The sequence below is a fragment of the Acinetobacter sp. LipI_15 genome (assembly GCF_058242865.1).
The window spans coordinates 2,015,605-2,042,310 of sequence record NZ_JBZAYN010000001.1; the positions used below are offsets into that span (position 1 = coordinate 2,015,605).

Genomic DNA, 26,706 nt, shown 5'->3' on the forward strand with positions numbered 1-26,706 from the left:
TACTTACTGTTTTATCTTTTCTTTAGCACTTGAGATGCCTTGCTCATATGCTTTATTAAAGTAAAATTGAGATAAACTTTCATTTAACTTATTATAATCTGGAGATGAATATATGACCCCTAAGTTATAAGATGCTTGTCCTTTACTCATTTTACTAGCTAATTCAAAATACTTAATAGCTCGATCCACATCTTTAGTGATACCATTACTATTTATCAAATTAATACCCAAATTTAAAGCAGCCTCAGCATTATTTAATGATGCAGATTTTTCCCAGTAATTATTACAAATTTTATAGTCTTGTTTAACAACCACACCTTCGCAATATATCAACCCTAACTCAAATAATGAAAGAGCATCATTTTTTTCGGCTGCACTTTTTAAATAATTTAACCCTTCTTCAATATTTCCTTCTTCAATATAAATAGAGCCTATAGAGCCCATTGCATCAACATCATTCAACTTAGCAGCTTTAAGATAATATTTTTTTGCATTTTCTATACTTTTTTGAACTCCAGTTCCAGTGTAGTACTTAAAACCAGTATTATACATAGCGGAGACATTTCCATTATCTGCCGATTTTTTTGTCCACTCAAATGATTTTTTAGTATCATAAGTTCCACTCAGCGCTTTAAAATAAATATCTGCCAATATTAGTTGAGCATCACTATTACCCTCTTTTGCCAAGTTTTCATAAATAGGTTCGAGTCTTTTATAATATTCTTTCTTTTCATCAGAGTTTGATGGTGCAGCTTCTGCTTGTGATCTTAACTGCTCAGCTTGTTCAAATGTCATATTTAAATCAGATGATGTATTTGAAGCATTACAAGCAGTAATACATATACTTACAGCTAGACTCACTAATAATTTCTTTTTCAGCATTTTGTACATAACCTCTTAAAAACTCATTTTGTTAAAAATGTCATTAATGTTGACATTATTTGGCGGAATATGTGCATGAGAGCGAGGATCATACTCAGGAATGGTTTTGGGATCGATATATGATCGAGGCTTTGGTTTAGGTACACTTTTTTCACATCTACCATTTCGACCATTACAAATGGGCCCACGTGGGTCATTTGTAAAACAAGCTTCAACCTTATAGCTAGATAAACTAGGTATAACATGTCCACTTGAAACTCCAGCACTAGCAGCGACTCCTCTATCATATGTCGACATTAAGCCATCACTAGATGCTTCACCTAAACCAGTTTTACCAAAACCTATACCTCTAAATAATACAACACTAGCACTTACATCTCCCCACCCACCATTCAATGCGTCTTTATAAACACCATCATATGGGTCATGAAAAGTTACTGATCTACTTCCTGCCGCTCCTAAAGTGCCCCCCCGCCCATATGAGCCACCACCAACAACTATTGATGCGACACCTCTTTCATTATTTAGGCATTGGGATCTTAAATCATATTTAATTCCTGTTCCGGCAAGAACACTAACTTGATAACTTGAACCAGTCCATTCAGTTAACCCCATCGGATCAACCCATTGGGTTGGATCACTTACATAAGCAGAAGTATTCATTCCTCCATTTAACCCAATTGGGTCTTTACTCACATATCTTGCACTATGCGGCTCATAATAACGGTAACGGTTATAATGTAAGCCTGTTTCACTATCGTAATATTGGCCTTGGAAACGAATATTAGTGTCTTCAAGCAATGCATTAGTGGCTTTTATTTCTATAGCTTCACCCCATGCATCCTGTTTTATTTCCCAAACACACTCACCTAATTCATTAGTTAATGTTTGCGGCGTACCCACTTGATCACAGTGATAAAAAAGCACCCGCTCCAATTCAGCTTTATTTTTTCGTGTTTCCTTTTTCCATATCGGATCTTTATAAACTGAATATTCTTCATGCTGAAATTGAGCATAATCTGGAGTTTCTAAAAGCTTGATAAAACCTGTATAGCCCGTTTGCAGCAGCGGTACAAAACTCTGCGGTTCATAGACATAATGCTTAGTGTAGTTTTCTTCAACGTCATTAGATTGCTGTGACTCCCAAATCATCAGGTCACCGTCCCAGCCGAATAAGGTCAGGGTTTGCGCATTTTGATTTTTCTTGTATAAACGCCTTCCAAATACATCATAACCATATTCAGTCGCCTGACCATTAAGCTCACTTTGGATCAAACGGTTCAGGTTATCCCACGTCAGTTTTAATGTTTTACCTGCATGGCTGCTTTCAATCACATTGCCTTGCGCATCGTATTTATAGTTTTTACCCTGATATTGAGCGATCAAATTACTTTTCACTTGAGACGCCTGCGTGGCAATCGGGTCAATTAAATTCCCCGCAGGGTCAAAAGTAAAGCTTTCCGTTTTATGCACACTTTGACTCTGTATCAAACGGCCAACCGCATTATATTGATAATTCAGCTTGCCTATACGGCTGTCGTCCACCTGCGTGAGTAGATAATTTTGATCATAATGATACTGCCGTTCCGCCTGATGCTGTACTCGCCCTAAAGTCTCTTGCTCTGGCTGAATCAGCTGCGAACTGAGTAAACCCACATCATTATAATTTTTGGTTTGAACCAATCCATTGGCGAGCATCCGCGCAGTTTCACGGTGTAAATCATCGCGCTGAAATGCCACCATGTCTTTTTTATTTAACGCAATGCCATAAATATGCCCTGAACCATAACTCAAATTGCTTTGAACCTGTCCATCAGGGCGAATCGTTTGAGTTAAATTTCCCAGCACATCATATTCATAACGCAGCACAGCCGTCAGCGGAGTTAAATGCGGCACTTTATAATGCTGATGCTCACGAACCAATTGGCCAAGCGCGTTGCGATAAAAATCGATTTGACTGTCTTTATTCGTCGCCTTACTCAACTGATGATTCAGGTTGTATTCAAATTCTTCTGTTTGACTTACACGAGTTTGTACATGGGTATAAGTTTTTGAAGCGATTGCACCATCAGCAAAATATGCAAATTGAGTAAACACATTCGGCTGACGGATTTGGAACAGCTGACCGTTTTCATTGTAGCTATAATATTTTTCTTCGCCATCGAAAGCCTGTTCACGTGCCAATTGACCATAACGGTTATATTCAAATAAATATTCTGCATGGTTTTGATTGATCAGCTTTTGAATACGGCCTTGCTGATCCCATTGGTAGCCTATTTGATGACGGTTCGCATCTATACGCTGTTCGAGCAAACCCGCAGCATTATAACGGTACTGCGTGCTTAAACCTTTGGTATCCGTATGCTTGAGCAAGCGCCCTTCTTCATCATGCTCAAATTGTTCTTTTAAACCATCAGGATAGACAATTGCTCTAAGCTGACCTTTGTCTTTACCTTCTGAGCTGTAGATATATTTAATCTGCTGCGCATTAGCAGACTGCTGGGCCGTCAGTGCGCCTTCTTCATCGTATTCCCATGCGCTTTCTTTACCTGAACAATCGCTATATGCGGTCATTTGTCCCAAATCATTGTATTGAATTTTTTTAGCGCCGCCTTTGGCATCAATGATTTCTATAACTTGATTATCGTTGTTGTATTTATATTGCGTGCTATGACCTAAAGGATTAATTTCCTTGGTGACATTACCATCCGCATCGTATTCTTTTTTCCAAATATTCCCTTCTGGATCTTTAGTCTCAGTTAAATTCCCTGCTTTATCATATGCAAAGCGGATCATACCGCCATTCGGCTGTACAATTTTAACCAACTGATCTTGCTCGTTATAAATTTGTTCGGTTTCTAGGCCTGCAAAATCAATTTGACGGGTAATGCGTTTTTGACTGTCACGAGAGAGCCACTTTTCTCGGCCATCAGCTAAGCGTGTGCGATAGGTAAAACCATCTAAATCAAAGTAGTAATAGGTTGGCACATCATAAGCATCGTACACAGCAACTTGGCGCAGTCTCGGGTGCCACTCCAAACGTGTTTTAAAACTACCATCATCTGCCCATTCTGCGATGGCTTTGGCATTCGCCTCTTTTGATTCATAACGGATATTTTGCCCACGACCAGTACGGTCGGTATAGCGAGTCAGTTGATGCGCATCATTATATTCATAGCTGCGTACATGGCCATTTTGATCCACTGCCTGAATTAAATTACCTTGCGTATCATATTTATAGCGTGAAACTGGCTCTGCTTGCTCATCCACAAAGGCAGCAATGATTTTCACTTGTTCATTAAAGGCAAACTTGAGCTGGTGTTTTCCTCGCTTCAGTTGAAAATCAATACTTTGCAGATAAGCCTGCTGTTCAAATAGTAAATAACTTAAAGCAACTTTTTCATCTGTTTCTTCATTGAATTGCTGAATCAACTGATAGTGCTTTCCACCATTGAAACTATGAAAATGAAAACTCCAAGCTGAACCAAAATTTAGGACTAAGTCTTCATTTTCTAAAGGTTCTACCGTAAAGCCCTCATAAGGTACCGTATAAGCTTCATACAGGATTGACTCAGGCAACTGATGCTTGCGCCCATTACTGTCTATAAATAAGTAGCCATTTTTATTTTGGCTAATGACATTCGAAAAAGGCATCATCCAACGCGCGCCCATCATGCTGCCATCAAACTCATGCATTTGCGAATTATATTGACGGCTGAAGCTAAAGCCCACTTTGGGTAAGTAGAAATCAGTATGATTGACTCGTTCTGCGCCAATGGAATAGCTGATACTGTGCTTAGATTGTGAGTCAGCTCCTTGGCAAGGCGGATTATTCAGTGCATCGGCCTGTAAAGTTAAAAACTCTAAAGTATCACCTGTTGTATGCTGCTCATGCTCACCAGTTTGATTTAAAGGAACGCTGGCACTGGCTTTATTGCCTTGTTTTTTGATGGCTTTTAAGGTTTCTTGTATCAACCAAGCAATACTATATTTTGTACCTGTATTTGCTTGTTGCTGAATTAGATTCGGTAAAAGCGATTGTGCTTGTTGTGCTTCCAACTGTAAAGATGTGACCCCTGTTGGCTTTTTAAGTTTCGGTATCAAACTAGCAAGCGCACTGGTTTGTGTCAGATCAATCAGCGGTTTCGTCCAGTTACTAAATTGTTCCGTTGGATCTCGTTTTTCGGCAGTTGCGCCAAAATTAATGGTTGGTGATACCAGTCCTGATTTCGTTTCAGTTGCAAAGGCTGAGAGTATGGATATACCCAATGTGCTTGCACCTGAAAGCAAGGTAGGTAATTTAGCTTGTGTTTCAGTCAGGAATTTTTCTATATCCCCTGCCATTTGCGCATTTAAATGCAAAGACATGCGACGGATATCGGCTTCTTTGACTTTACCATTTTGCGGATATAAACATTCAGCCATGAGTCCCAATAAAGGACGTAAAGCCATTCGTACATGAGCTTCGGCTTTGGGTTCTAAGTATAAACCAATCAAGTTCATACAAAGTAAAGCGCCTTGCTGTACTCCTGACTCACCTTGTTTTTGCTCAGTACAAAACAATAGTAAATCTAAGACTGAACCTGAAAGTGCAAAAATATTGGCAACCGTTGGTACATTAGCAAGACTTTTCAACTGCCCTAAGTTGGTATTACCACATTGCTTTAAATAGTTTTCAATTTGATGTGCAATAAACTTATGATCTTCTGTATGCGTCACACTCTCTAAGTTAAAAATCGCCAGTTCAACTGCTGGCTTAGTTGTTGTCTGTTGTTCTTGTTGAACATTTTGCTCAGTTGTCATGTAAAAACCTATTACTCAAATTCTAAATATTTAAAATTGTGTTTTGCTGTCGCTCTTATGAAGTACTAACCATTGTTCTTTTTCGGTCGTGTGGTTTCACTGTAAGTGAGGTAAGGACTTGAATATTGTTTCCGGTCCACCCAATCATCATCACTAGCAAGGACAGGTATCGCTTTTTCTGGTGCAGCTTCCGCTACTTTTATTTCAGGCACTTTAGGCACTGCGACTGGTGCAGCTGTCACATTCGTAGGCGTTGCAGAGCCTTCTCGAATGGTTTCCGTATAAGTCAATGCGCGTGTGGAATAAGAAATTTTACGGCCCACTATATCCTTATCAATGGTTGCTTGTGAGTTCTGAACTGCGGCAGCAGTTGACCCAGAAACGATGCCGTTACTCATTCCACTTCCACCTAATACGCTGGATAAGCCTTGTGCACCCTGACCCAAACTTGCCATTTGTGAAGCAGAAAGTCCCAAGTTGAGTTTCGATGAAATTGCAGATAGTGCGGAATTGGTGACTTGGTCTTTAAATTGATTTAATGCCTGTCCACCTAGATCTTTTAATGCATTTTTTCCGATATTTTTTAAAGAATCGGCATTTAAATTAAAGAGATTATCTTTTAACTGTGATGTTAAATTTTGCCCCAACGAACCCAATGTATTTTGTAAAAAGTCCGAAGCGCCTGGTACCACTTTTTCCGCCCAATCATAGTTGCGATTAAAGTGACTAGACTGATCCCACGCACTGCGTGGATCTTTATCAAACTCCACTTTCGCGGGTCCCGGTGCAATGCCTGTAACTTGTGCAAAGCCATTGCCATCGAGTTTCCCTGAAACTTGTTTACCTAAAGCATCAATCACTTTAAAACCGGTGCCACTAAAGAAATCTTGCCCCCCATAACTTTTAAGAAGTTCTAAGGCACCTTTCAAAGGGTTTGAAGCAGGAAGTTGTGTAGACTTGCTTGCACTCGATGCAGGTTTAAATAGATGCTGCCCTGCATTTACTTCAAATTTACCGCCTGTCTTAGCAAGAATTCCCGAGCCATTTAAAGTAATTTGGGAAGAAGCTCCTGTGATCACAATCTCTTTAGGACTGCTAATCTCTATTTTGTCTTCAGTAGAAGAAATCGTAATTCCTTTTTTTGCCAAAATATCCAAAGCATCAGACTGTGCCTGAATTTCGACTTTACTTTGCGCTGCTATTGCTTTAATACCACCTTGAGCTGCAAATAAGCTAACCTTACCTAAAGCTTGTCCCACAATATTTTTTTGCGTACTCAGGTTAATGCTATCACCGGCAATCTGATTAATCATACCTGTTGCAGATAAATGAATATCCTCTGGTGTACTAAGTGCAATACCATCCACTGAGTTAAGTAAAAGAATGGCTTTTTTAAATTTAGCGATATCTTTTTCTATTTCACTGGCAAAAGCTTTGAGCTGTTCAACAGATTCAATTTCATCTGTTTTTTGTTGCTTTGCAATATCACTTAAAGACTTACTATTACTATGACTCGTCTCCAGCTGTGTTCTTGCAATCTCTGCATCTAAATGTTCACCATTGGCCTTTTCCTGTTTATAAGTCGACACCAATAAACCTTGTCCAGCTCGTACTGCCCCCCATTGATCGGTCCGCAGCTCAAAACCTTCACCCCGACTTTCACTCTCAACCTTTTCTTTAGGATGACTTAAATGACCTAAATTCAGTTGTGTTGCACCATGGCTACTTTGCAACTGCGTACTAATTTGTCCCGTGGTGTCATCAAAGCGTAATTGACCAAATCCCTCTCCCGCCACTTCTTTAGAACGAATTCCCGCGAGTTTTTTGGTATCTGGTAATTGTCCTTTATTGTCAAATTTAGTGGGACTACGCTGCGCTTCATGAATACGACCCACGACAAAAGGTCGGTCAATGTTGCCATCAAAGAAATCAACGACGACTATTTCACCAATTCGAGGTAAGAAGCGTGCGCCATAACCTTCGCCAGCCCAAGGGGTCAACACATCAACCCAAGCCGAGTCTGTGTCATTATTGTTCGCACCTGCACCACCATCATGGCCATGATCATCAGAACGGGTAAACAGAAAACGGACTTTTATCCGCCCCCATTCATCAACATGGATTTCTTCACCGGCAGGCCCCACAACTTTAGCACGCTGTGGATGTGTTACTGGTCGATGTGTAAGTGGATTAAATTCAGGGACGGTCGTAATATTTCGACGTTGCAAAGTCAAGGTATTGGCTTGGCGTTCATCCGCATCGCTTTGTTTGACTTGCCACTGACTTTGATGGATCAGTTGTGTAACTTGATCGGTTAAGTCTTTGGGTAAATTATTTTGGTTATAAAAAGACTTGGATAAAATCAAAAACTCTTGATCAGCACCACGATGCTGGTCAATCTCTGGATGCTCATCCAATTTGAACCAATAACCAACTTGTGTATCACGCACGGTACTTTTAGCAATAAATTGTTTGGCTTGAGCTGCATAATAATCACTAAAATTTTGATTGAGACGTTCAACTTGAGCACTATTAGAGGCAGTTGCAGCATCTTCACCATTCAGATCTTGCATCCATGCAGGGCTCACATGCCATGCCTGCTCTAAGCTTAAGCTCGCATTATCTTGATTTTGACTATGTAGGTGCTTGCTTTGTACTGCACCACCACCCTCGTCCTGTTCAAGCACATCCGCTTGCCACCGCTGCACATGTACCGACGTCGGTTGCAGACTGCGCTGACCGATAAAACTGGTCATACTGTCATTTTTTTCAGTCGCACTACTGCGATGAAAACGGATATTACGTCGCTCCAAAGCTTGATATTGGCTATTTTCATCAATCAAACGTAGCTTTTGAGCTGCTATGGGTGTCACAGACGATGTTACAAAAGATTGAGCTTCATCAACCAACCAATGAATGCCTTCACTGCGTAGTAAGCGAGTAATAAAATCATAGTCAGTTTCATTACTTTGCATCATGAATGGCCGGACGTCATACTCTTTTTTTAAGCCACTTAAGTCCAAACTTAAACTCGCTGCAAAAAGTGGGCTCTTTTTTTGCCATTCCTTAAAAATAATCTCGACCACATCTTTGACCGATTTATTCATAAACACACGGCTATTACGACGCTTATGCCATAATGCCGTTGCATCTTCTAAGGTCAACTTATATAGCGTTAATGCACCATCACTTTGGCCTTGAAATGCTTCTGTAATGATCCCGGTAATACGAAAAAGTTGACCCGCATCGGTTACCTGATCGATTGCGACTTGTGTACCAATAAATTGTTTGAGTTCTAAGGTGGCAGAAGTTGAGAGACAGATGAGCTGAACATTCAAACCTTCACTTAAGGCATGTTCCCCATCAATACGTTGCAAGAATACTTGTTCATTCAGCGTGGTATTGGAAAATTGAATATGCAAGGCACGTTTTTGTGGACTAATGCCCAATTTTTCAATAGCAGAGTATATATTGTTCAGCATTGTTATTATCAAACATCAATTTTATTTAAATTTCCCGAACATTTAATCAAATTATTCAATATAAGCCAAGCCTACAAAGATAATTTTTTTGTGTTTTTAGTTAGCTTTAAATATCTGAAATAATTAGTCAAAATTTCATAAAAGATGAAATATCGTTTTAATGTTTAATTTATAATTACAAGAACAGAGCAGATTATTTACAACAAGGAATAGCCATTTCTGAAACCTGCTCAAGAATATCTAATATAGAAATTCTAAAAAATATCAAATTAGAATTTTCTCTTAAGATAAAAGGTCGATATTCAAAAACAAAACTACATTAATATCTTTTTACTATTAATTAAATATAATTATTATATAAAATATATGGCATGAATAAATCAACTACGGGGCCTTCAAATTTCGGCAAATATTAAGACTCAACCTGTTCAGGCTTTCTTAAGTCCAAATAAAACTCAACAATTGACCAAATAACAATCAAAGCAAACATAGCAACAGCGAATAACACAGCAGTTAAATAAATCATGCTTGAGTTCTCCGTTAGAAAACGAGTTAAGACCAACAGGTTAAAAGTTTTAACCTACGACAAAAGTCTAATAAGAATTTCTGACGGTGCCTAGCCATATTTAGCAAATTTTTAAGAGTATTTTTATCTATGATGATAGCTTTGCTATATAAAATTTAACCGATTTATTGCTAAAAAGTATAATTTTTCAATCCGCCCTTCTTATTCCGATTTGTAATATATGCACAATTCAGATCAAAGCTCACTTAAATCCTCTTGACTCATGATCCAAACAAGCAGAAATTACACCTTTTTAAAATCACCGTATCACCGACTATGTTGAAAAAGTTTATTGGCGAATCCGCATTTAAATTGGCGGGCTGGAAATACCGCGTAGAACCTGATGTTTTAGAAAATAAACAAGTGATCGTCGGCTTTGAACACACCTCAATGATGGATGCTGTACTTTCATTGGCCCTTTGCCAAATTTATGACATCAAAATTCACACGCTGATTAAAAAAGAACTCTTTAAAGGTCCATTTAAACCTGTTCTTGAAGCGATTGGCGGGATTCCTGTAGACCGTAAAGCCAATAAAGACATCGTGACTCAAATGGTTGAGCATTTTGAAGCCAATGAAAAATTTAATTTAGTCATTGCTCCAGAAGCGACCCGTGCAGTACGTGGTGAAACACGAAAACCAATTCGTACAGGCTTTTGGTATATTGCTAAAGCAGCAGGTGTGCCGATTGTATTAATGTATGCCAACTCAAAAACCAAACAAGGTGGTATTTTTGGCAAGATTTACCCGACTGAGCTCGATCACGATTTAGCTTTAATTAAGCAACTCTATAAAGATAAAGTAGGTTTAGATATCGTGATCCCAGAACCTAAAAATAAAGACTAAGCGCCATTCACGTTTTAACGAACTACGTATTTAAAGATATAAATGTATCGTGCTCCACGCATTGTACATTTATATCTTCCTGTTATAACAGGATCAGACTCCCCCTTTTAGCCCGATTCTCATCATAAGAAAAATTACAGTACGGGCGTTTAGACATTTCGCATTATTTTCTCAAATTTGGATATTTTTTTTTCAACTACTCAATTCATGAAATCCAGTACTTTCACACAAAAAAGCCATTATGGTAGAATTTGCTCAATTTGATAGGCATAAGGCCAATCTACAAGGAGCATATTTCGCATGGCGGGTCATTCCAAGTGGGCTAATACTAAGCATCGTAAAGCAAAACAAGATGCGAGCCGCGCTAAAGTATTCACAAAATTTATCCGTGAAATCGTGACAGCTGCACGCTTAGGCGGCGGTGATGTAGCGTCTAACCCACGTTTACGTGCTGTTGTTGAAAAAGCATTAGTTGCAAACATGACACGTGACACCATTAACCGTGCGATCCAACGTGGTGTGGGCGGTGAAGAAAATACCGATCTAAAAGAAGTAACCTACGAAGGATATGGCGTTGGTGGTGTTGCTGTCATCATTGAAACAATGACGGATAACTTGAACCGTACTGTTCCTGACGTTCGTCATTGCTTCTCGAAAACTGATGGTAATTTAGGTACTGCAGGTTCAGTGGCTTATATGTTTACCAAACGTGGTGAGATTACTTTTGAAGATGTTTCTTTAGAAGATCAAATCATGGACGTCGCTTTAGAAGCGGGTGCTGAAGATATTGAAGTAGATGAAGATGAAATTCTAGTTATCACCACACCTGAAACTTTCGGTGAGGTTCAGGATGCACTTGCAGCAGCAGGTTTAAAATCTGATAACGCCGAAGTGGTCATGAACCCTTCAACTAAAGCGTTAATTTCAGATATCGAACAAGCGAAAAAAATCATCAAAATGATTGATATGTTTGAAGATCTTGACGACGTTCAAAACGTGTATACGAACGTTGAATTCACCGATGAAGTGATGGCTGAGTTAGAAGCTCTATAGTTCAATCGAGTGAAGTATAAAACGCACCCTTCGGTGCGTTTTTTATTGCCTAGCTTTCAACTGTTTGAGTTTATATATGAGGGCTGCATTTAAACCTTATTTAATAAGCCATTACAGTTAAAAACATTATATTGTTTAATTACAAAGCTCGAATGTAATGCAACTACGTGTTCAATTTTACCAATGCGCTTGAGTAAAATTTCACTATAGTTTTCCATATCCCGTGCAACGACTTCCACAATAAAATCGGCAGACTGCCCTGTCACCAAAAATGCATTAATGACTTCTGGAATACTTTCTAATGCTTCTAAAAATTTAGCAAAAGTATCTGTATCATGTTTGCTTAAGGACACCTGTAGCAGCACATGCAAACTAAAGCCCAATTTTTGATAATTAATTTCACGTTTTAGACCACTGATAATATTGTGATCAATCAATTGTTTGATCCGACGATGAACTGAACTGACCGATAAATTCACCCGCTCTGACAGTTCATTTAAGTTGACATCTTCATGGGTCAAAATTTCTAAAATTTGTTTATCAAAACGGTCTAGTTCCATCAGTCTACTCCAGCCATTTTTGAAAACAGTGCTGATGATCCAGATTCATCAAACACCTGTTGTCATTTTCAATGTTATTTTAAGTTTTAAAATCAGCATTTATGTGCAAGTTTTCTCATGTATAGCATGATTTATTAAAAATAATAAAGCTCATATGCATTATGAACATAATAATTTTCATATATATCGTGTTTAAATGAATGTTTTTTCATCAAAGTTTAGTTTTTATATTCTAAATAACGTCTTTAGACAACCTACCAATAAAGCTTCTCGATGTATTCCATTGATCTGAATAAATCAATTTCAGATAAAAGGGAAAGATATTTTATTTATATTTTTCAATTTTTTATTTTTACTTTATTTTTCAATGTGCGCTCTATTTCACATTTCATTTTTTTCACTTATTTACTTGGTTTGGTAATTACATTAAAAAATAGCGGCGGTTCATAAATATACAAAAAAACAAAAACGGAAGAATAAACATGGCAATTAAATCACTGAGTTCACTCAGCTCAAAATTAAGTTCTGTACTAAGTCCTTCCCTACAGCTCAGTACAATTAGCAGCACGGTCAGTAACCTACTTAGCCCACTTAAACCTACAACCAATATCACGGATACACTGACAGGATTATTGGGTAATTTAGGTGGCACAAAGTCTTTTGATTTTAGCGCACTGACTAAATCGCTTCCGCAAGTGATTAGCACGATTCAAAGTCTTACATCCAATAATGGTTCAAATTCGGATGCACTCAAGACATTGATGACAACTCTGCAACCACTCCTACAAAACTTAGGTAGCAACGCTGGCTCAACAGAGATGAATCAGTTGGTTCAATCTTTACCTACCATTGTCAACAGCTTGCAAAGTTTACTGAGTAGCACCAATAACCAAGGCAATCTTCCTGACAATATTAGTAGCGCTGTAAATGCCATAAAACCACTGCTTGCTATGCTTGGAAGCGCAACAGGGTCAACGGATGCAACACAAATTATCAATACACTCAGTCAAGTTTTAGAATATGCGCAACCCATTATTCAGATGATTGGGAGCTCGTCTTCTGGAAACATCGACTTTGGGCAAATTGCACAAGGTGCAACGAGTGCCCTCCTACCTTTATTAGCTTCAATCAATAAAGACAACTCATCTATTGATATGGAACAATTGAGTCATGCTTTACCGACAGTGATTGGAAGTGTGACCAATCTAGTGACCGCCATTTCATCAGCCAACCAAGGCAATATCCCTGAGACCATTTCAGGGGTGATCAAAGGACTTAATCCGCTTCTAGATTTACTGGCAAAAAGCGATGTCATCGATACGGATCAGGCTCAAACCGTCAAAGCGATTTATGATGTATTAAATAGCGTGAGCACCATTTTGGATGTGGTCAACAATCCATCCTTACTGACGCTTTCAACTGATTTAAATCAAGTGATTGATTCATTGAAACCAGTCATTGCTCTGATGGACAGTAATGGTGAAGCGACTCAGTTCCTCGATCAACTGACCATTCCAAATATTGGCGATTTACTTGGCAATCTTGCTCCTGAAAAAATTGATCTTGGTTCTATCACGGATCAGTTCAACCAATTGACTGAAAACCTCACGGGCCAATTACCGAATATTAATGACCTATTGGAAAATTTAGGTTCTGCTCAAGGTGATTTTGATATCTCCACCATCATCCCAAGTATTAAGGATGCGCTAGGCAATATCTTCTACCCTGTTATACCGCTGAATACTTTACAAGCCGATAGTATCAGTCCAGTGCTGAATATTTTGGATATTCAACAACAAAGCTATATTTAAGGATTGAATGTCTGATGAAAAAGCGCGCTGTTAGGCTCGCTTTTTTAAAGCAGTATGACGCAAAGTTTTCATTTAAAGGGCTTATACACCACGCCAATCTACCCGTGCGTTACGTTCTGTTTGGTATATACGTTGCACATATTGACCTAAAGGCAAATCGCTCAAATAGGCTTTGTAAGCTTTAAACTCTTCTGACAGGGTTTCGCCATGCTCTTTTTCCCACGGCGTTCCAACAATCTCTAATATCGGCGCCAACATTGAACACACTGCAATATCAGCCAAACCTAATCGGTCGCCTACAAAATAACGCCCACCTTGTTCGATCAGACGTTGATTTAAATCAACCACAATTTCGTCCAATCGCTCACGTGAAGCCGCAACCTTATCCGTATCTAATTGATAACCTTTAGAAACCAGTGCCTTTATAATGGGCTTGGAATATTTTTCAAACTGACGTAAATAGCCCTTTTCACCAATTAAAATATCAAGTGATTCTTCACTTTCATTTAATACATGTGCCAACCCCCAACGGCGCACATGTTGGCCTAACTCAATGGAGAGTTCATTAATTTCTAAAGCGTCTTCACGCAGTTTGACATCTGGACGGATCAGACTATGTTCGGGGTAGGTCGCATCCAAGTAAAAGGCGATTTGAGTTGAATCTGCAACCCAATGATCTTGATCACGTAAAATCGGTAATTTGTTTTGCCCTGTTTTAAGCTGTGCAAATGCACGATGTACACCCGGCATTAAATTATGAGCCACATAATCCAACTCTTTATGATCGAGTAACCAGCGCGCCTTTTCACAAAAATGTGAGAGTGGAAACTGGTAGAGAGTTCGCATAAATGCTCCAAGTTTTTGTTGTAACTGTAGTTTATAAAACCCAGTAATTTTATAGGGATACTTTAGTCACTGTGTTATTGAAACACAATGTCATTTTTGCACCTATTCTGCATCTGTAGTGCAACTCAAGCATTATTCAGACGTGAATTCATCTCTATCTCTGCGCGATTCAATAAGATATACATTCTCCTGCCCATATCACCTGACTTTATTATGGCTTTCATGTAAAATCATCCACAATTTTTTTATAATACTTTGTGAGTTATTTCATGGGTTTTAACTGTGGTATTGTCGGCCTGCCGAACGTTGGTAAATCAACGCTTTTCAACGCATTAACCAAAGCTGCGATTGCTGCTGAAAACTTCCCATTCTGTACAATTGAGCCAAATACTGGGATCGTACCTGTACCTGACCCACGTATGGATAAACTTGCTGAAATTGTAAACCCACAACGTGTTGTCCCAACCACGATGGAATTTGTGGATATCGCAGGTCTCGTTGCTGGTGCATCTAAAGGTGAAGGCCTTGGTAACCAATTCTTAGCCAACATTCGTGAAACGGATGCTATTGCACATGTTGTACGTTGTTTTGAAGACGAGAATGTCATTCACGTAAATGGCAAAATTGATCCACTTGACGATATCGCAACAATCAACACTGAACTTGCACTTGCTGACTTAGAAGCTGTTTCTAAAGCAATTACACGTCTAACAAAATCTGCAAAAGGTGGCGATAAAGAAGCGATTGCGACCAAAGCTGTTTTAGACAAAATCTTACCTTTACTGGATGAAGGTAAACCTGCGCGTGCAGCTGACCTTGATGAAGATGAACGTAAATTGGTGCGTGGTTATGGCTTCTTAACCCTTAAACCAACCATGTATATTGCCAACGTTGCAGAAGATGGTTTCGAAAATAACCCTCACTTAGAAGCAGTACAAAAATTAGCTGCTGAAGAAAATGCGATTGTGGTTCCACTTTGCAACCAAATCGAAGCAGAAATTTCATTACTTGAAGACGAAGACCGTGCGGAATTCCTTGAAGCTTTAGGCATGGAAGAACCTGGTCTAAACGTAGTTATTCGTGCAGGTTATGGCTTACTCGGCCTTCAAACATACTTCACAGCTGGTGTACAAGAAGTTCGTGCTTGGACAGTAAAAATTGGTGCAACTGCACCTCAAGCTGCAGGTGTGATTCACACTGACTTCGAAAAAGGCTTTATTCGTGCTGAATGTGTTGCCTACAACGACTTCGTTCAATACAACGGTGAAGCCGGCGCTAAAGAAGCAGGTAAATGGCGTTTAGAAGGTAAAACATACATCGTTCAAGATGGCGATGTTTTACACTTCCGTTTTAACGTATAAGACAGTACTCATAAGAAGCCAGCAATTTGCTGGCTTTTTTAATTTCAGGCAAAAGCTCAAGCTAAAAAATAAGCATATTTAAAAACTTAAAACCTACTTAAAAACAAAATTATATCGACACGAATACATGATTTGGTTGCCGAGTCACCACAGTGCAACGACTTAAATCTCTACCGTTCTGCTATAAATTTACTCATAGGCACTAATGCCTATTTTCATAGAACAATAGCAATGAAAAAAATCAGCAAAATTCTAACAGCAGGTATCTTTACAATGCTTAGTGTAACTGCGTTTGCATGTCCACAAGGCACCACACTTACAGGTGGTACAGGTGCAAATCATAAAGATGGTACTTGTGTTTCCATTGCTAAAGATGCAAAACATCAGGACCGTACTGCTACACATGCAGCACAAGTTGCGCAGCATGATGCAAAAGTCGCTCGACACAATACAAAACAAGCCAGCCAATTGGCTCAGAGTAAAGTGAAACATAATCAAAAATTAGCAATACATGATGCAGCTCAAGCACAGCATCTTGCAACACAAGCAAAATCAGAAGCTAAAACTTCAGCCCATGCTGCCAAAGCTGCAAATACTGACGCAAAAGCAAAAATCGCTGCACAAAAGGTCGCAGCGGAACAACATAAAGCTGCTGTGAAATCCTAAACAGTTGAGAATTAACACATAGCACAAAAAAAGCCGGAATTATCCGGCTTTTTTATTCAACTCATTTATGGGTGAGCAATATGTAATGCTTTTGCATCCATCTCTGCGCGCTGTCTTCTTGCTTCTGTCAACATGCGTTGTTCAAGCTCTTTACGAAAGCCGAGTAGAAACACAAACTCAGCTAGAACAAATAAAGGTCCTATTGCCAAGCCAATAACATCATCCATAAACGCAGGCTTTTTCTTTTCATAATAATGACCGATAAATTGGATGATCCAACCCACAACAAAGATCCCCACACTCCAAATCAGCCATGACATAAGGCTCATTTTTGCGATCATTAAGGCTAAGGGATACGTGACGGCAAATACCAAAAGCATAATCAAACCGAAAATTTTATCTAAACTCAGGTAATAAATGACACTGGCAATAATCAACAACAATGCAAGGGTCAGTTCAAAACCTGAAATCATTAGCCCTGCTCGTGCTGTTAGACACATAATCGAAAATACAATAAGCGGAATACCCACAAAATGCGTCAGCACATTTTTTCGATCTAAATGATATGCTGCATATTGGCTTAACAGTCTTTCAAGTTTGCTCATTAACTTACTCCTTGTTCATTCACTCATTTCACTATATAAAAAATGCATCAATAAAGTTGTCAGCTAATAGACAAGTTGGACCAAAAAATAAGGATATGCTGTGCTGGACGCTCAATATGTGCATCAACTCAATAAAAATGTATGGTATTCAGGCTTAAATCTTTCCTTCCAAGACTTTATCTGCCGCCATGCCTTAACCTTAGCTTTCGAAAAAGACGCACGTGTTTTTTTATCAGGACAGCGTTTTAATGGTATGTATGCGGTCTTAGAAGGCGCAGTTCGCTTAGGCTATATTGATATTCATGGCAAAGAAGCGATTGCCGCCATAGCTGAGCCGATTATGTGGTTTGGCGAAATATCCTTGGTTGACCAATTACCACGTTCTCACGATGCCATCTGTACCAAAAAGTCCACATTATTACACCTACCGGCTCAAGCAATTCAGCAATTATTACAACAACACCCTGAGTTTTGGTTTCATATTGCCCAGCTCACCAGTCAAAAGCTTCGCTATGCCTTTATGGAACTCATAGCGTTACAAACGCAAAGTTTAAGTCAACGTCTCGCACAGCGTCTGCTGTTTATTTTAAATGGATATGGAAATCATTTGGAAATTGAGCAACACACCATATACATCTCGCAGGAACAACTTGCGCAACTGATGAATTGCTCACGACAATCAGTCAATCAGGAGCTTCAGCAGTTGGAAAAAATGCAGGTGCTTCGTGTTGCGTTTAAACAAATTGAAATTTTAGATCTAGCGCAGTTACATCAGATTGCTCATGCACTTCCTGTGCATGATGTCTGACATTTGTGATTCAAATAAGTGCATTTAATTGCACCAGAATGATTCTTTATAGTTATTTTGCTTTTATTTGTGGCACTTCGCTTTATCGAGTTTTGATCACGACAATAATTGGCAAACATTTACACTGTCAAAACCATTTGTACATGCTGCAACTTCTTGAGTTGATGCTTCTGATTTGTCTTCAGTCGCTGCTTGTACATTGACCGCTGTAGTCAAAACAGCCAAAACCGATAACTTCATTAATGTTTTTTTCATCTTAATCACCTATTCAACGTCTTTAATTTAACTTACATACTTCATCTTTTACGTAGTAATTTTTACATACTTTATCAAATAATGATAATTTTAATTTTTTATCACATTATCCATACTTTATATTATTAATATTTTAAAGATATTAATTAAAGGGAAGGACAGACGACTGGCGTTCTAAAATGGAGTATTTTTTATCACTGAATCTTTATAAAAAATAATTATGTACTTAATAATCAATGCTTTTTATCTATTTGACTTCAAAAAACAACCATACAATTTGGAATTTAACTCAATACCAAGACAGCAGTCTGATTTAATTTTTATATGAAATAGCGATACTTTGAGGAGGATTTTCCAATCCTCTCTTATAGATTTATTCTTGTTTTTTGATATTTTCCAAAAAAAAAGCAGTGAATCTTCACTGCTTTGATCGGGTTAAACGCCTACTTTTTTCGGATCGGTATTTCCGAGTTCAGGGTTTTCAATCGCACCTTTGCATTGATTTTTATCACGCTCATAATCAGCTTGCTTCTGTGCAACAGTCGAACTCTGATCAATACTTTCACGTGCCCAAATTTCCAGACTTGTTAAAGCCTTACGACACAGTGCATATTTACCTTCAGTCACAGAATCGGTCATTTTGACATTGATACGCCATTCGGTACTCAATTTACGCGCTGGAACACGGACTTTCTCTTCCATCTGATCGACTTGCTTTGCATAAACAATCGGATCAACTTCATTGATAAATGCCCAAGCTTTGGCAGCATACTCCGTTGCATCATTGGTTAATTTTGGTGCTGCTTTAATTTCGACTTGAGCTTGTTCAGCTCCATCATTACCACAGGCCTGTAACAACACCGTGCTGCTCAATAATGAAACAATCAGTATCCCACGCATCTTTAACCTCTGCATATCTGGCTCATTTCAGCAAACATATTCGGCAATATGCTAGTGAATTCGAGTACAATACTCAATCATCATTTGACCTGTTGTTCAACTCTTTCAAAGGTGTGTCGTGTCTGAGCACAAACTTCCTACAGTTCAGCCTGCGGGTTTTTGGCAAGGTGCTAAAGATAGTCAAGCCATTATCTTTACCTATCTTCCTGTTTCTTTTGCATTTGGAGTTTCTGCGACTCAATTTGGTTTCACTGCGTGGGAAGCCTTATTTTTATCATGCTCTATGTATGCAGGTGCCAGTCAGTTTCTCATCGTAGCGTTACTGGGAAGTGGAACATCTATTTGGATGACTGCTCTTACTGTAATTGCCCTCGATATCCGCCATTTACTCTATGGCCCTGCCTTACAAAACTTGATTCAAGATCGACTTAACTTAAAGAAAACGGCAGTTTGGGCTTGGGGTTTAACCGACGAAGTTTTTGCATCAGGTATGATCAAACTGTCGCAACGTCGTCAAGAATGGTCAGAATCTTGGATGTTAGGACTCAGTTTATTTAGTTGGCTGTCTTGGGCAACAGGCTCATTTTTAGGCGGTTTATTTGCCGATCAAGTCAGCAACCTTCCACAATTTTTACAAGCCGCACTCGACTTTCTACTGCCTGCATTGTTTTTAAGCTTTTTACTTGCCGCATTTGAGAAAAAACATACATTTGTGGTCACGGTTACAATTATTGTTTCTGCGATTGCCTGCTACTTTATTGACTTGTCTGCCGCGATTTTTATCGGTATTTCTTCTGGTATTTTTGCCGGTTTATTCAAACATTATGTTTTAAAAAAACCTGATCCTGAGCATATGGGTGAAGCATCATGAATCTAGAAATTATCCTGGTCGGGATCTTGGTCGGAATTGCGAATTTTGCATCACGGTTTGGGCCATTTTTTGTAATTCAGAAATTTCAGCAAGGTTCACAGCAGCGTGGTTCTTTATGGCTAAAAATCGCTTTGGGCTCGATTGGTATCGCTGCAATTAGTTCAATGTTGGTGGTTGCAACCTTACCACCTCTGCTTGAAGCCCCAAATAAAAGCTTTGCCATGTTGGTTGGATTTGCTGTGCTTGCAGGTTTGTATTTCAAGTTTAAGAAAATTGTACCAGCCACGCTCACTGCAGCACTGACTTACGGCTTAGTCTATACCTATATACCTTTTCATCTCTAAAGCCGTGTCAGCGACAATCCAAATAAAATCTCGAGCACATGCTTATTTATCCTGTGCTTTTTAATCTGCAATATTTATGAGATAGTCAGCATATAACATAAAAAATCTAGCGAAACCCCATAGATGGCAAAGTACCATTTTATTCAAGGCAAAATTTATATTCATTCCAGACAACCATCTGAATTGAGTTGGGGACTGCAAAAACCCATCGAAAGTACATATTTTCAATGCTTCATTCAAAGCCAGCTGTTCAGTGGTAATTTCTGCGCTGTACATTGCCAACCAGCAGATCAGATCCGCGCCATTTATATAGAGAAAAATCAGCAACAAAAGATTGTGGGCTTATATAACTGCACACAGCAGATTCTGCACTTACATCCACGTCGCCTGATGTTTTCACACATATCGATGCCCCGCCTATTCAGCAATTTTCCGCAGCTGTCCGGTTTTTTATTGATTTTTCTATTGTGCATTTTCAGCCTCAGTTCATGGCTCAATTCATCATTTCACCTTCTGTCGGTGGCTACAGACGCGCTTCATTTCACTGCCGTTTTAGTTGGAATGATATTTATTTTATGCATATGCGTCGCACCACTGCTCGGATTGCTGTACTGGCCCAATTTCCGCCAAACATCTATACAGCTTTGTGCGCTTCAATGTGCAAATTTGGATATTGAGCCATTCCCTGCATCTGTAAAAAATGCAGGTATATTTAAAGTGAATTTAAATAAAAAACAACTAAATACCACTTTTTAAAGATTTTCACAGGTAAATAATTACACGAACGCACCCCATAAAGATATAAAAAAAATTGTTGGACAATATCATTTATTTATGTGAACACTCGCTTATCTCTCGAACAAGTTCTGCTATGCTTAAATTCCCATAAAATCAAGCATGGATGATTTACATGAGCGTCACTATTGGTACTCCACTTCAGTCTTCAGCGTATAAAGTCTTACTGTTAGGTTCTGGTGAACTCGGTAAAGAAGTTGTGATTTCATTGCAACGTTTGGGTGTAGAAGTTCATGCTGCCGATCGTTATGACCATGCTCCTGCCATGCAAGTTGCGCATTTTTCTCATACTTTAAATATGGCAGATCCTGAGGCACTTAAAGCTTTAATTTCTCAAGTGAAGCCTCATTTGATTGTTCCTGAAATTGAAGCTATTGCGACTCAAGTTTTGGTCGAGATTGAAGAACAAAATATTGCCACTGTCATTCCTTCTGCAAAAGCTGTCAATCTGACGATGAACCGTGAAGGGATTCGCCGTCTAGCTGCCGAAGAGCTTGGACTACCGACTTCAGCCTACCGCTTTGCCAATACCCTTGAAGCGTTTCGTGCTGCATGCGATGACATTGGCTATCCAAATTTTGTTAAGCCTGTCATGTCGTCTTCGGGTAAAGGACAGTCACGTGTAAAAAGCTTTGATGAAGTCGATGCTGCTTGGGAATATGCACAAACAGGTGGACGTGTAAATCAAGGTACTGTGATCGTGGAATCACAAATTGACTTTGACTTTGAAATCACCCTGCTGACTGTTCGTGCAAAAAATGCAGAAACAGGTGAAATTGAAACATCATTTTGCGACCCAATTGGCCACCGCCAAGACGCTGGCGACTATGTAGAAAGTTGGCAGCCACAACTCATGACTGCTCTTGCATTAGAGGAAGCCAAGCGTATTGCCAATAAAGTAACCATTGCATTAGGTGGATGTGGCATTTTTGGGGTGGAACTGTTTGTCAAAGGCGATAAAGTATGGTTTAGTGAGGTATCACCTCGTCCACACGATACAGGCCTTGTCACTCTTGCATCGCAATTCCAAAGCGAATTCGAACTGCATGCACGTGCCATTCTTGGTCTGCCTGTGAATACTGCTCGACACAGTACTGCTGCGAGCGCAGTCATCTATGCAGGCGTGGATGATACCAATTTATCATTTACTGGCTTAAATCTTGCTTTGGCTAATCCAGACACCGATTTACGCCTCTTTGGTAAACCAGAAGGCTTTAAACGTCGCCGTATGGGCGTAGCAACAGCACGTGCTGAAACCACAGATCATGCGCGTGAACTTGCTCAACATGCTGCACAACAAGTCAGTGTTCAACAAAACTAAGTTTGTAACACCTTAACGGACCACTGTTCATGATCAATACGCTTCCTCTGCTGAATTACATTAAAAGTAACCACGACATTCAGGCGATTAACCAATGGCGCTCAGATGTTGAAAATCAGCTACAGGAATGCTTTGAAAATGGACAGTCGATTCGTGATGTGATTTTGGCTCGATCGAATCTAATCGATGAAGCCTTAAAGTTCTTATGGACACATGCTGAACTCGACCAAACCGATCTCGGTTTGTTTGCTGTAGGTGGCTATGGTCGCCGTGAAATGCTGCCATACTCCGACGTCGATATCATGATTTTGTCTGAAGATGAAATCAGCCCAGAACAAGAAAAACTCATCTCCAGCTTTATTTCAACACTTTGGGATGTTGGTAATTTCAAACCGGGCATCAGTGTACGTACTATTAACGATTGTGTTGCTCAAGCCACCAATGATTTAACCGTGGCAACAGCGCTGATCGAAGCACGTTTGATTGTGGGCAATGAACACCTAGCCAAATGGCCACGCCGTATCGTGTCACAGACATGGACGGATAAAACCTTCTATGATGCCAAAATGCAAGAGCAAGCCAAACGCTATGCTCAACATAACAATACCGAAAGCAACTTAGAACCCGATATTAAAAATGCGCCCGGTGGTATCCGCGATATCAACCAAATCGGTTGGATTGCAAAGCGTCATTTCCGTGTCAATCGCATCTATGACCTTGTACATCTAGGTTTTATTTCAGAGTTTGAACTTGGCGTTCTTGAAGAAACAGAAAGCTTTCTTTGGGAAATCCGTCATCATTTACATCGCTTAACCAAGCGCGACGAAAACCGCTTACTGTTTGATTATCAACGTGACATTGCCGCTAAATTTGGCTATCAGCGTGAAGAAGGCAAATCACCGAATTATCCAATCGAACAGTTCATGAAACGTTACTACCGTAGCGCTCAGCAAGTGACGACTTTGAATGAAATGCTTTTGGCTTATTTCAATGAATCGGTCATCACGCCACGCTTGCCTGACTATGAACGTAAGATTGAAGAGATCAATGCCAACTTCAAATTAGTCGATGGCAAATTGGCGGTGCAGCATCATAAAATTTTCTCTGAAAATCCAAGTGCTATTTTAGAAATTTTCTACCTCTTGGCGAATCGTCCAGAAATTGAAGGGATTCGTGCCCGAACTTTACGTCTATTGTCTCTTGCGGCAAAACGTATTGATCAAAACTTCCGTGACAATCCTGCACATCAAGCCTTATTTATGGCGATCATTCGCTCACCCTACCGTTTATACGACACCATGGTGGCGATGAAACGTTATGGCGTGCTCGGCAACTATATTCCTGCCTTTGGGCAAATCATGGGACTCATGCAATACGACTTGTTCCATATTTATACTGTCGATGCCCATACCCTGTTATTACTGCGTAATTTAAACCGTTTTAAAGAGCCTGAATTTGCTAAAGACTTCCCTGTCGTTAGCTCAGTGTTCCAACGACTGGCGCGCCGCGACATTGTGTATTTAGCAGCAATTTTCCATGATATCGCCAAAGGTCGTGGTGGTGACCACAGTGAACTTGGTGCAGCGGATGCAATTGATTTCTGCCGTACCCATGGGTTTACTGAACGTGAGTGCAACCTTGTCGCATGGTTGATTCAAAACCATCTATTGATGTCCGTTACTTCTCAGAAAAAAGACATTTCCGATCCAGATGTGGTGAAAGAATTTGCTGAGAAAATGGGCGATATGGAGCATCTCGACTATCTCTACACCTTAACAGTTGCCGATATCAACGCAACCAATCCGACGCTTTGGAATACATGGCGTGCATCACTCATGCGTCAACTGTATACACAAGCACGTGATGTGATTCGTTCAGGTTTAGGTCGTCCTGTAGACTATCCAATGCTGATTGAAGACACTAAATTTGCGGCCAGCGAACTGTTAGTCAATGATTTTGCGCTCTACGATGTAGAAACTGTTTGGCAAGAACTCGGTGATGAATATTTCCTAAAAGAATCTGCCGATGAAATCGCATGGCATACACGCGCCATTTTAAAACATGGCAATAATGCAGAACCATTGGTGATGATGCGAGCACATCGTAAATTTGCACAAGATGCGGTACAGATCTTTATTTACACTCAAGATCAACCTAACTTGTTTGCGACCACAGTGGCAATTATGGACAGAATGAATCTAGACGTTCAAGATGCTCGGATTATCACAGCATCCACTGCATTTAGTTTGGACACCTATGTTGTACTTGACCGTTTTGGCACCTTATTAACAGATCCTGAACGTGAACAAACCGTTATTGAAGCGCTCAAAAAAGCCTTGAGCCAATCTGACAAGTACCCAGGCCTGATGCAACGTCGTATTCCACGTCAACTGCGTCATTTTGATATTGAAAATACCGTGAGTATTTCTTTTAATGAAGCGCTTCAACAAAATATGGTTGAAATTGCGACACTTGACCATCCGGGCTTACTTGCTAAAGTCGGTGGTTTATTTATGATGCAAGGCCTAGATATTCACTCTGCGAAAATTGCGACGCTCGGTGAACGTGCTGAAGATATTTTCTATGTCACTAAAAAAGATGGCTCACCTATGAGCGATTCAGAAGCAGAAACGTTTGCTGCACAATTAAAGTCAGCACTCGATGAAGCTTCGAATCAGGTTTGTAGTCATCATTAACTTAAATTGATCGGTATCCATTCCATGAACTCCAGTTTGTCATTATTGCACCCTTATCCATTTGAAAAGCTAAATAAGCTATTTCAGGATGTGAAACCCGCAGAGTTGCCTTTGATTCCCCTATCGATTGGTGAGCCAAAGCATCCTGCACCGGAGTTTGTGAAACAGGCCATTATTGATAATTTTCAACACTTATCAACTTACCCAAACAGCAAGGGTTTACCTGAGCTTCGCACAAGTATTGCAAATTGGTTAACCCGTCGCTTTAAACTCAATAGCATCAGTGCAGACACCAACGTCCTGCCTGTATCAGGTACACGTGAAGCGATCTTCTCGTTTGTACAAGCTTTGGTTAAACGTGAAGATGCCCCTTATGTGGTGATGCCAAATCCGTTTTACCAAATCTATGAAGGCGCAACTTTACTTGCGGGTGCAGAGCCTTACTTCATCAACTGTACAGAAGAAAATAACTACCTTGGCGACTTTGACGCTGTACCAGCTGAAGTTTGGGAAAAAACCGCTTTACTGTTTGTCTGCACACCGGGTAATCCTACAGGTGCGGTACTTTCTAAAGAACAGTTTAAAAAACTGATTGCTCTGTCTGACCAATATAATTTTGTGATTGCATCTGATGAATGCTACTCAGAGCTTTGGTTTGATGAAGCGCCTGTTGGTCTGCTTGAAGTTTGTGCTGAAATAGGCCGTGATGACTATAAAAACTGCGTGGTATTCCACTCACTGTCTAAGCGCTCTAACTTACCGGGTATGCGTTCTGGCTTTGTTGCAGGTGATGCTGCGCTTTTAAAACCTTATTTACAATACCGTACTTATCATGGCGCTGCGATGCCTGTTCAACACCAGTTAGCTTCAATTGCAGCTTGGGATGACGAAGCACACGTCGAAGAAAACCGCGTACAGTACCGTGCAAAATTTGAATTATTCCAACGCGAACTGGGTCACCTACTACCATTACAAAAACCTGATGCTGGGTTTTACTACTGGTTAAAAGTCGATAATGATGAAAGCTTTGCCAAAATGCTCATGGAAAAAGCACACGTTAAAGTGCTTCCAGGCCGTTACTTATCGCGTGATACAGCACAAGGTAATCCGGGTGAAAACCATGTCCGTTTAGCCCTTGTTGCCGATATTGCCCAATGTGAAGAAGTGATTCGTCGCTTAAAAACAGTACTTTAATTGATTTAAAGCGTTTTGCTTAAAACAAAAAATGCCCCAAAT

The 26,706-nt window shown here is 39.7% G+C and carries 19 protein-coding genes; 11 read left to right on the plus strand and 8 right to left on the minus strand.

Annotated elements, in window-relative coordinates; translation table 11 throughout:
• Positions 1 to 3 precede the first annotated feature (3 nt).
• The 3 genes from AC4CU0_RS09730 to AC4CU0_RS09740 form a co-directional block, all read right to left on the minus strand.
• On the minus strand, positions 4 to 882 hold the full coding sequence (locus tag AC4CU0_RS09730; protein ID WP_163146125.1) for a tetratricopeptide repeat protein: 879 nt from the start codon (positions 880 to 882) through the stop codon (positions 4 to 6).
• Positions 883 to 897: 15 nt separating this feature from the next.
• On the minus strand, positions 898 to 5,685 hold the full coding sequence (locus tag AC4CU0_RS09735) for an RHS repeat-associated core domain-containing protein (RefSeq protein WP_490743033.1): 4,788 nt from the start codon (positions 5,683 to 5,685) through the stop codon (positions 898 to 900).
• Positions 5,686 to 5,750: 65 nt separating this feature from the next.
• Positions 5,751 to 9,167 (minus strand): type VI secretion system Vgr family protein, encoded by a 3,417-nt coding sequence (locus tag AC4CU0_RS09740; RefSeq protein ID WP_490743034.1) that lies wholly within the window; start codon positions 9,165 to 9,167, stop codon positions 5,751 to 5,753.
• A gap of 841 nt (positions 9,168 to 10,008) precedes the next feature.
• Between AC4CU0_RS09740 and AC4CU0_RS09745 the strand changes: the two genes are divergently transcribed.
• Both AC4CU0_RS09745 and AC4CU0_RS09750 read left to right on the plus strand, forming a co-directional pair.
• The gene (locus AC4CU0_RS09745) at positions 10,009 to 10,578 is read left to right on the plus strand and encodes a 1-acyl-sn-glycerol-3-phosphate acyltransferase (protein ID WP_180063164.1); all 570 of its coding nucleotides are present in this window, start codon (positions 10,009 to 10,011) and stop codon (positions 10,576 to 10,578) included.
• Positions 10,579 to 10,878: 300 nt separating this feature from the next.
• On the plus strand, positions 10,879 to 11,631 hold the full coding sequence (locus AC4CU0_RS09750) for a YebC/PmpR family DNA-binding transcriptional regulator (protein WP_490743035.1): 753 nt from the start codon (positions 10,879 to 10,881) through the stop codon (positions 11,629 to 11,631).
• An 89-nt stretch (positions 11,632 to 11,720) separates the two neighbouring features.
• Here AC4CU0_RS09750 and AC4CU0_RS09755 read toward each other — a convergent pair whose 3' ends face one another.
• A complete protein-coding gene (locus AC4CU0_RS09755) occupies positions 11,721 to 12,191 on the minus strand; it encodes an Lrp/AsnC family transcriptional regulator (RefSeq protein ID WP_111885999.1) in 471 nt (156 codons plus the stop codon).
• A gap of 482 nt (positions 12,192 to 12,673) precedes the next feature.
• On the opposite strand from AC4CU0_RS09755, the gene AC4CU0_RS09760 reads away from it, so the two are divergent.
• Complete coding sequence (locus AC4CU0_RS09760; RefSeq protein WP_490743036.1) at positions 12,674 to 14,002, plus strand: hypothetical protein; 1,329 nt, start codon at positions 12,674 to 12,676, stop codon at positions 14,000 to 14,002.
• 81 nt (positions 14,003 to 14,083) lie between these two features.
• On the opposite strand, the gene AC4CU0_RS09765 is transcribed toward AC4CU0_RS09760, so the two are convergent.
• Positions 14,084 to 14,848 carry a glutathione S-transferase family protein gene (locus AC4CU0_RS09765; RefSeq protein WP_180012150.1) on the minus strand — a complete coding sequence of 255 codons (765 nt, stop codon included), beginning with the start codon at positions 14,846 to 14,848 and terminating at the stop codon, positions 14,084 to 14,086.
• A gap of 269 nt (positions 14,849 to 15,117) precedes the next feature.
• On the opposite strand from AC4CU0_RS09765, the gene ychF reads away from it, so the two are divergent.
• Both ychF and AC4CU0_RS09775 read left to right on the plus strand, forming a co-directional pair.
• Complete coding sequence (gene ychF, locus AC4CU0_RS09770; RefSeq protein WP_490743037.1) at positions 15,118 to 16,209, plus strand: redox-regulated ATPase YchF; 1,092 nt, start codon at positions 15,118 to 15,120, stop codon at positions 16,207 to 16,209.
• Between the two features lie 231 nt (positions 16,210 to 16,440).
• On the plus strand, positions 16,441 to 16,875 hold the full coding sequence (locus tag AC4CU0_RS09775) for a hypothetical protein (protein ID WP_490743038.1): 435 nt from the start codon (positions 16,441 to 16,443) through the stop codon (positions 16,873 to 16,875).
• Positions 16,876 to 16,940: 65 nt separating this feature from the next.
• Here AC4CU0_RS09775 and AC4CU0_RS09780 read toward each other — a convergent pair whose 3' ends face one another.
• Positions 16,941 to 17,480 carry an Mpo1 family 2-hydroxy fatty acid dioxygenase gene (locus AC4CU0_RS09780; protein WP_180022557.1) on the minus strand — a complete coding sequence of 180 codons (540 nt, stop codon included), beginning with the start codon at positions 17,478 to 17,480 and terminating at the stop codon, positions 16,941 to 16,943.
• Between the two features lie 100 nt (positions 17,481 to 17,580).
• Here AC4CU0_RS09780 and AC4CU0_RS09785 point away from each other — a divergent pair, with 100 nt between their 5' ends.
• Positions 17,581 to 18,288, plus strand: coding sequence for a Crp/Fnr family transcriptional regulator (locus AC4CU0_RS09785; protein WP_180050076.1), 708 nt, complete (start codon positions 17,581 to 17,583; stop codon positions 18,286 to 18,288).
• 96 nt (positions 18,289 to 18,384) lie between these two features.
• On the opposite strand, the gene AC4CU0_RS09790 is transcribed toward AC4CU0_RS09785, so the two are convergent.
• Together AC4CU0_RS09790 and AC4CU0_RS09795 are read right to left on the minus strand one after the other, a co-directional pair.
• On the minus strand, positions 18,385 to 18,543 hold the full coding sequence (locus tag AC4CU0_RS09790; protein ID WP_227591814.1) for a hypothetical protein: 159 nt from the start codon (positions 18,541 to 18,543) through the stop codon (positions 18,385 to 18,387).
• 435 nt (positions 18,544 to 18,978) lie between these two features.
• Positions 18,979 to 19,458, minus strand: a complete 480-nt coding sequence (locus AC4CU0_RS09795) for a hypothetical protein (RefSeq protein WP_078189048.1) — start codon at positions 19,456 to 19,458, stop codon at positions 18,979 to 18,981.
• 103 nt (positions 19,459 to 19,561) lie between these two features.
• Between AC4CU0_RS09795 and AC4CU0_RS09800 the strand changes: the two genes are divergently transcribed.
• The 5 genes from AC4CU0_RS09800 to dapC all read left to right on the plus strand — a co-directional run bounded on the left by AC4CU0_RS09800 (position 19,562) and on the right by dapC (position 26,664).
• The gene (locus AC4CU0_RS09800; RefSeq protein ID WP_490743039.1) at positions 19,562 to 20,314 is read left to right on the plus strand and encodes an AzlC family ABC transporter permease; all 753 of its coding nucleotides are present in this window, start codon (positions 19,562 to 19,564) and stop codon (positions 20,312 to 20,314) included.
• Positions 20,311 to 20,658, plus strand: coding sequence for an L-valine transporter subunit YgaH (gene ygaH / locus AC4CU0_RS09805; protein ID WP_180004109.1), 348 nt, complete (start codon positions 20,311 to 20,313; stop codon positions 20,656 to 20,658). The genes AC4CU0_RS09800 and ygaH overlap by 4 nt, the downstream gene beginning before the upstream one ends.
• A gap of 901 nt (positions 20,659 to 21,559) precedes the next feature.
• Entirely contained in the window at positions 21,560 to 22,774 is a 1,215-nt protein-coding gene (gene purT / locus AC4CU0_RS09810; protein WP_171263820.1) for a formate-dependent phosphoribosylglycinamide formyltransferase, read from the plus strand.
• 29 nt (positions 22,775 to 22,803) lie between these two features.
• Positions 22,804 to 25,470, plus strand: coding sequence for a [protein-PII] uridylyltransferase (gene glnD / locus AC4CU0_RS09815; protein ID WP_180027234.1), 2,667 nt, complete (start codon positions 22,804 to 22,806; stop codon positions 25,468 to 25,470).
• 24 nt (positions 25,471 to 25,494) lie between these two features.
• Positions 25,495 to 26,664: a succinyldiaminopimelate transaminase gene (gene dapC / locus AC4CU0_RS09820; protein WP_490743040.1), complete on the plus strand. Its 1,170-nt coding sequence runs from the start codon at positions 25,495 to 25,497 to the stop codon at positions 26,662 to 26,664.
• Positions 26,665 to 26,706 lie beyond the last annotated feature (42 nt).

Excerpts from the sequence above, each read along its gene's own strand:
- AC4CU0_RS09730 (WP_163146125.1), bottom strand. The coding sequence starts at position 882 with ATGCTGAAAAAGAAATTATTAGTGAGTCTAGCTGTAAGTATATGTATT.
- AC4CU0_RS09735 (WP_490743033.1), bottom strand. The coding sequence starts at position 5,685 with ATGACAACTGAGCAAAATGTTCAACAAGAACAACAGACAACAACTAAG.
- AC4CU0_RS09740 (WP_490743034.1), bottom strand. The coding sequence starts at position 9,167 with ATGCTGAACAATATATACTCTGCTATTGAAAAATTGGGCATTAGTCCA.
- AC4CU0_RS09745 (WP_180063164.1), top strand. The coding sequence starts at position 10,009 with ATGTTGAAAAAGTTTATTGGCGAATCCGCATTTAAATTGGCGGGCTGG.
- AC4CU0_RS09750 (WP_490743035.1), top strand. The coding sequence starts at position 10,879 with ATGGCGGGTCATTCCAAGTGGGCTAATACTAAGCATCGTAAAGCAAAA.
- AC4CU0_RS09755 (WP_111885999.1), bottom strand. The coding sequence starts at position 12,191 with ATGGAACTAGACCGTTTTGATAAACAAATTTTAGAAATTTTGACCCAT.
- AC4CU0_RS09760 (WP_490743036.1), top strand. The coding sequence starts at position 12,674 with ATGGCAATTAAATCACTGAGTTCACTCAGCTCAAAATTAAGTTCTGTA.
- AC4CU0_RS09765 (WP_180012150.1), bottom strand. The coding sequence starts at position 14,848 with ATGCGAACTCTCTACCAGTTTCCACTCTCACATTTTTGTGAAAAGGCG.
- ychF (WP_490743037.1), top strand. The coding sequence starts at position 15,118 with ATGGGTTTTAACTGTGGTATTGTCGGCCTGCCGAACGTTGGTAAATCA.
- AC4CU0_RS09775 (WP_490743038.1), top strand. The coding sequence starts at position 16,441 with ATGAAAAAAATCAGCAAAATTCTAACAGCAGGTATCTTTACAATGCTT.
- AC4CU0_RS09780 (WP_180022557.1), bottom strand. The coding sequence starts at position 17,480 with ATGAGCAAACTTGAAAGACTGTTAAGCCAATATGCAGCATATCATTTA.
- AC4CU0_RS09790 (WP_227591814.1), bottom strand. The coding sequence starts at position 18,543 with ATGAAAAAAACATTAATGAAGTTATCGGTTTTGGCTGTTTTGACTACA.
- AC4CU0_RS09795 (WP_078189048.1), bottom strand. The coding sequence starts at position 19,458 with ATGCAGAGGTTAAAGATGCGTGGGATACTGATTGTTTCATTATTGAGC.
- ygaH (WP_180004109.1), top strand. The coding sequence starts at position 20,311 with ATGAATCTAGAAATTATCCTGGTCGGGATCTTGGTCGGAATTGCGAAT.
- purT (WP_171263820.1), top strand. The coding sequence starts at position 21,560 with ATGATTTACATGAGCGTCACTATTGGTACTCCACTTCAGTCTTCAGCG.
- glnD (WP_180027234.1), top strand. The coding sequence starts at position 22,804 with ATGATCAATACGCTTCCTCTGCTGAATTACATTAAAAGTAACCACGAC.
- dapC (WP_490743040.1), top strand. The coding sequence starts at position 25,495 with ATGAACTCCAGTTTGTCATTATTGCACCCTTATCCATTTGAAAAGCTA.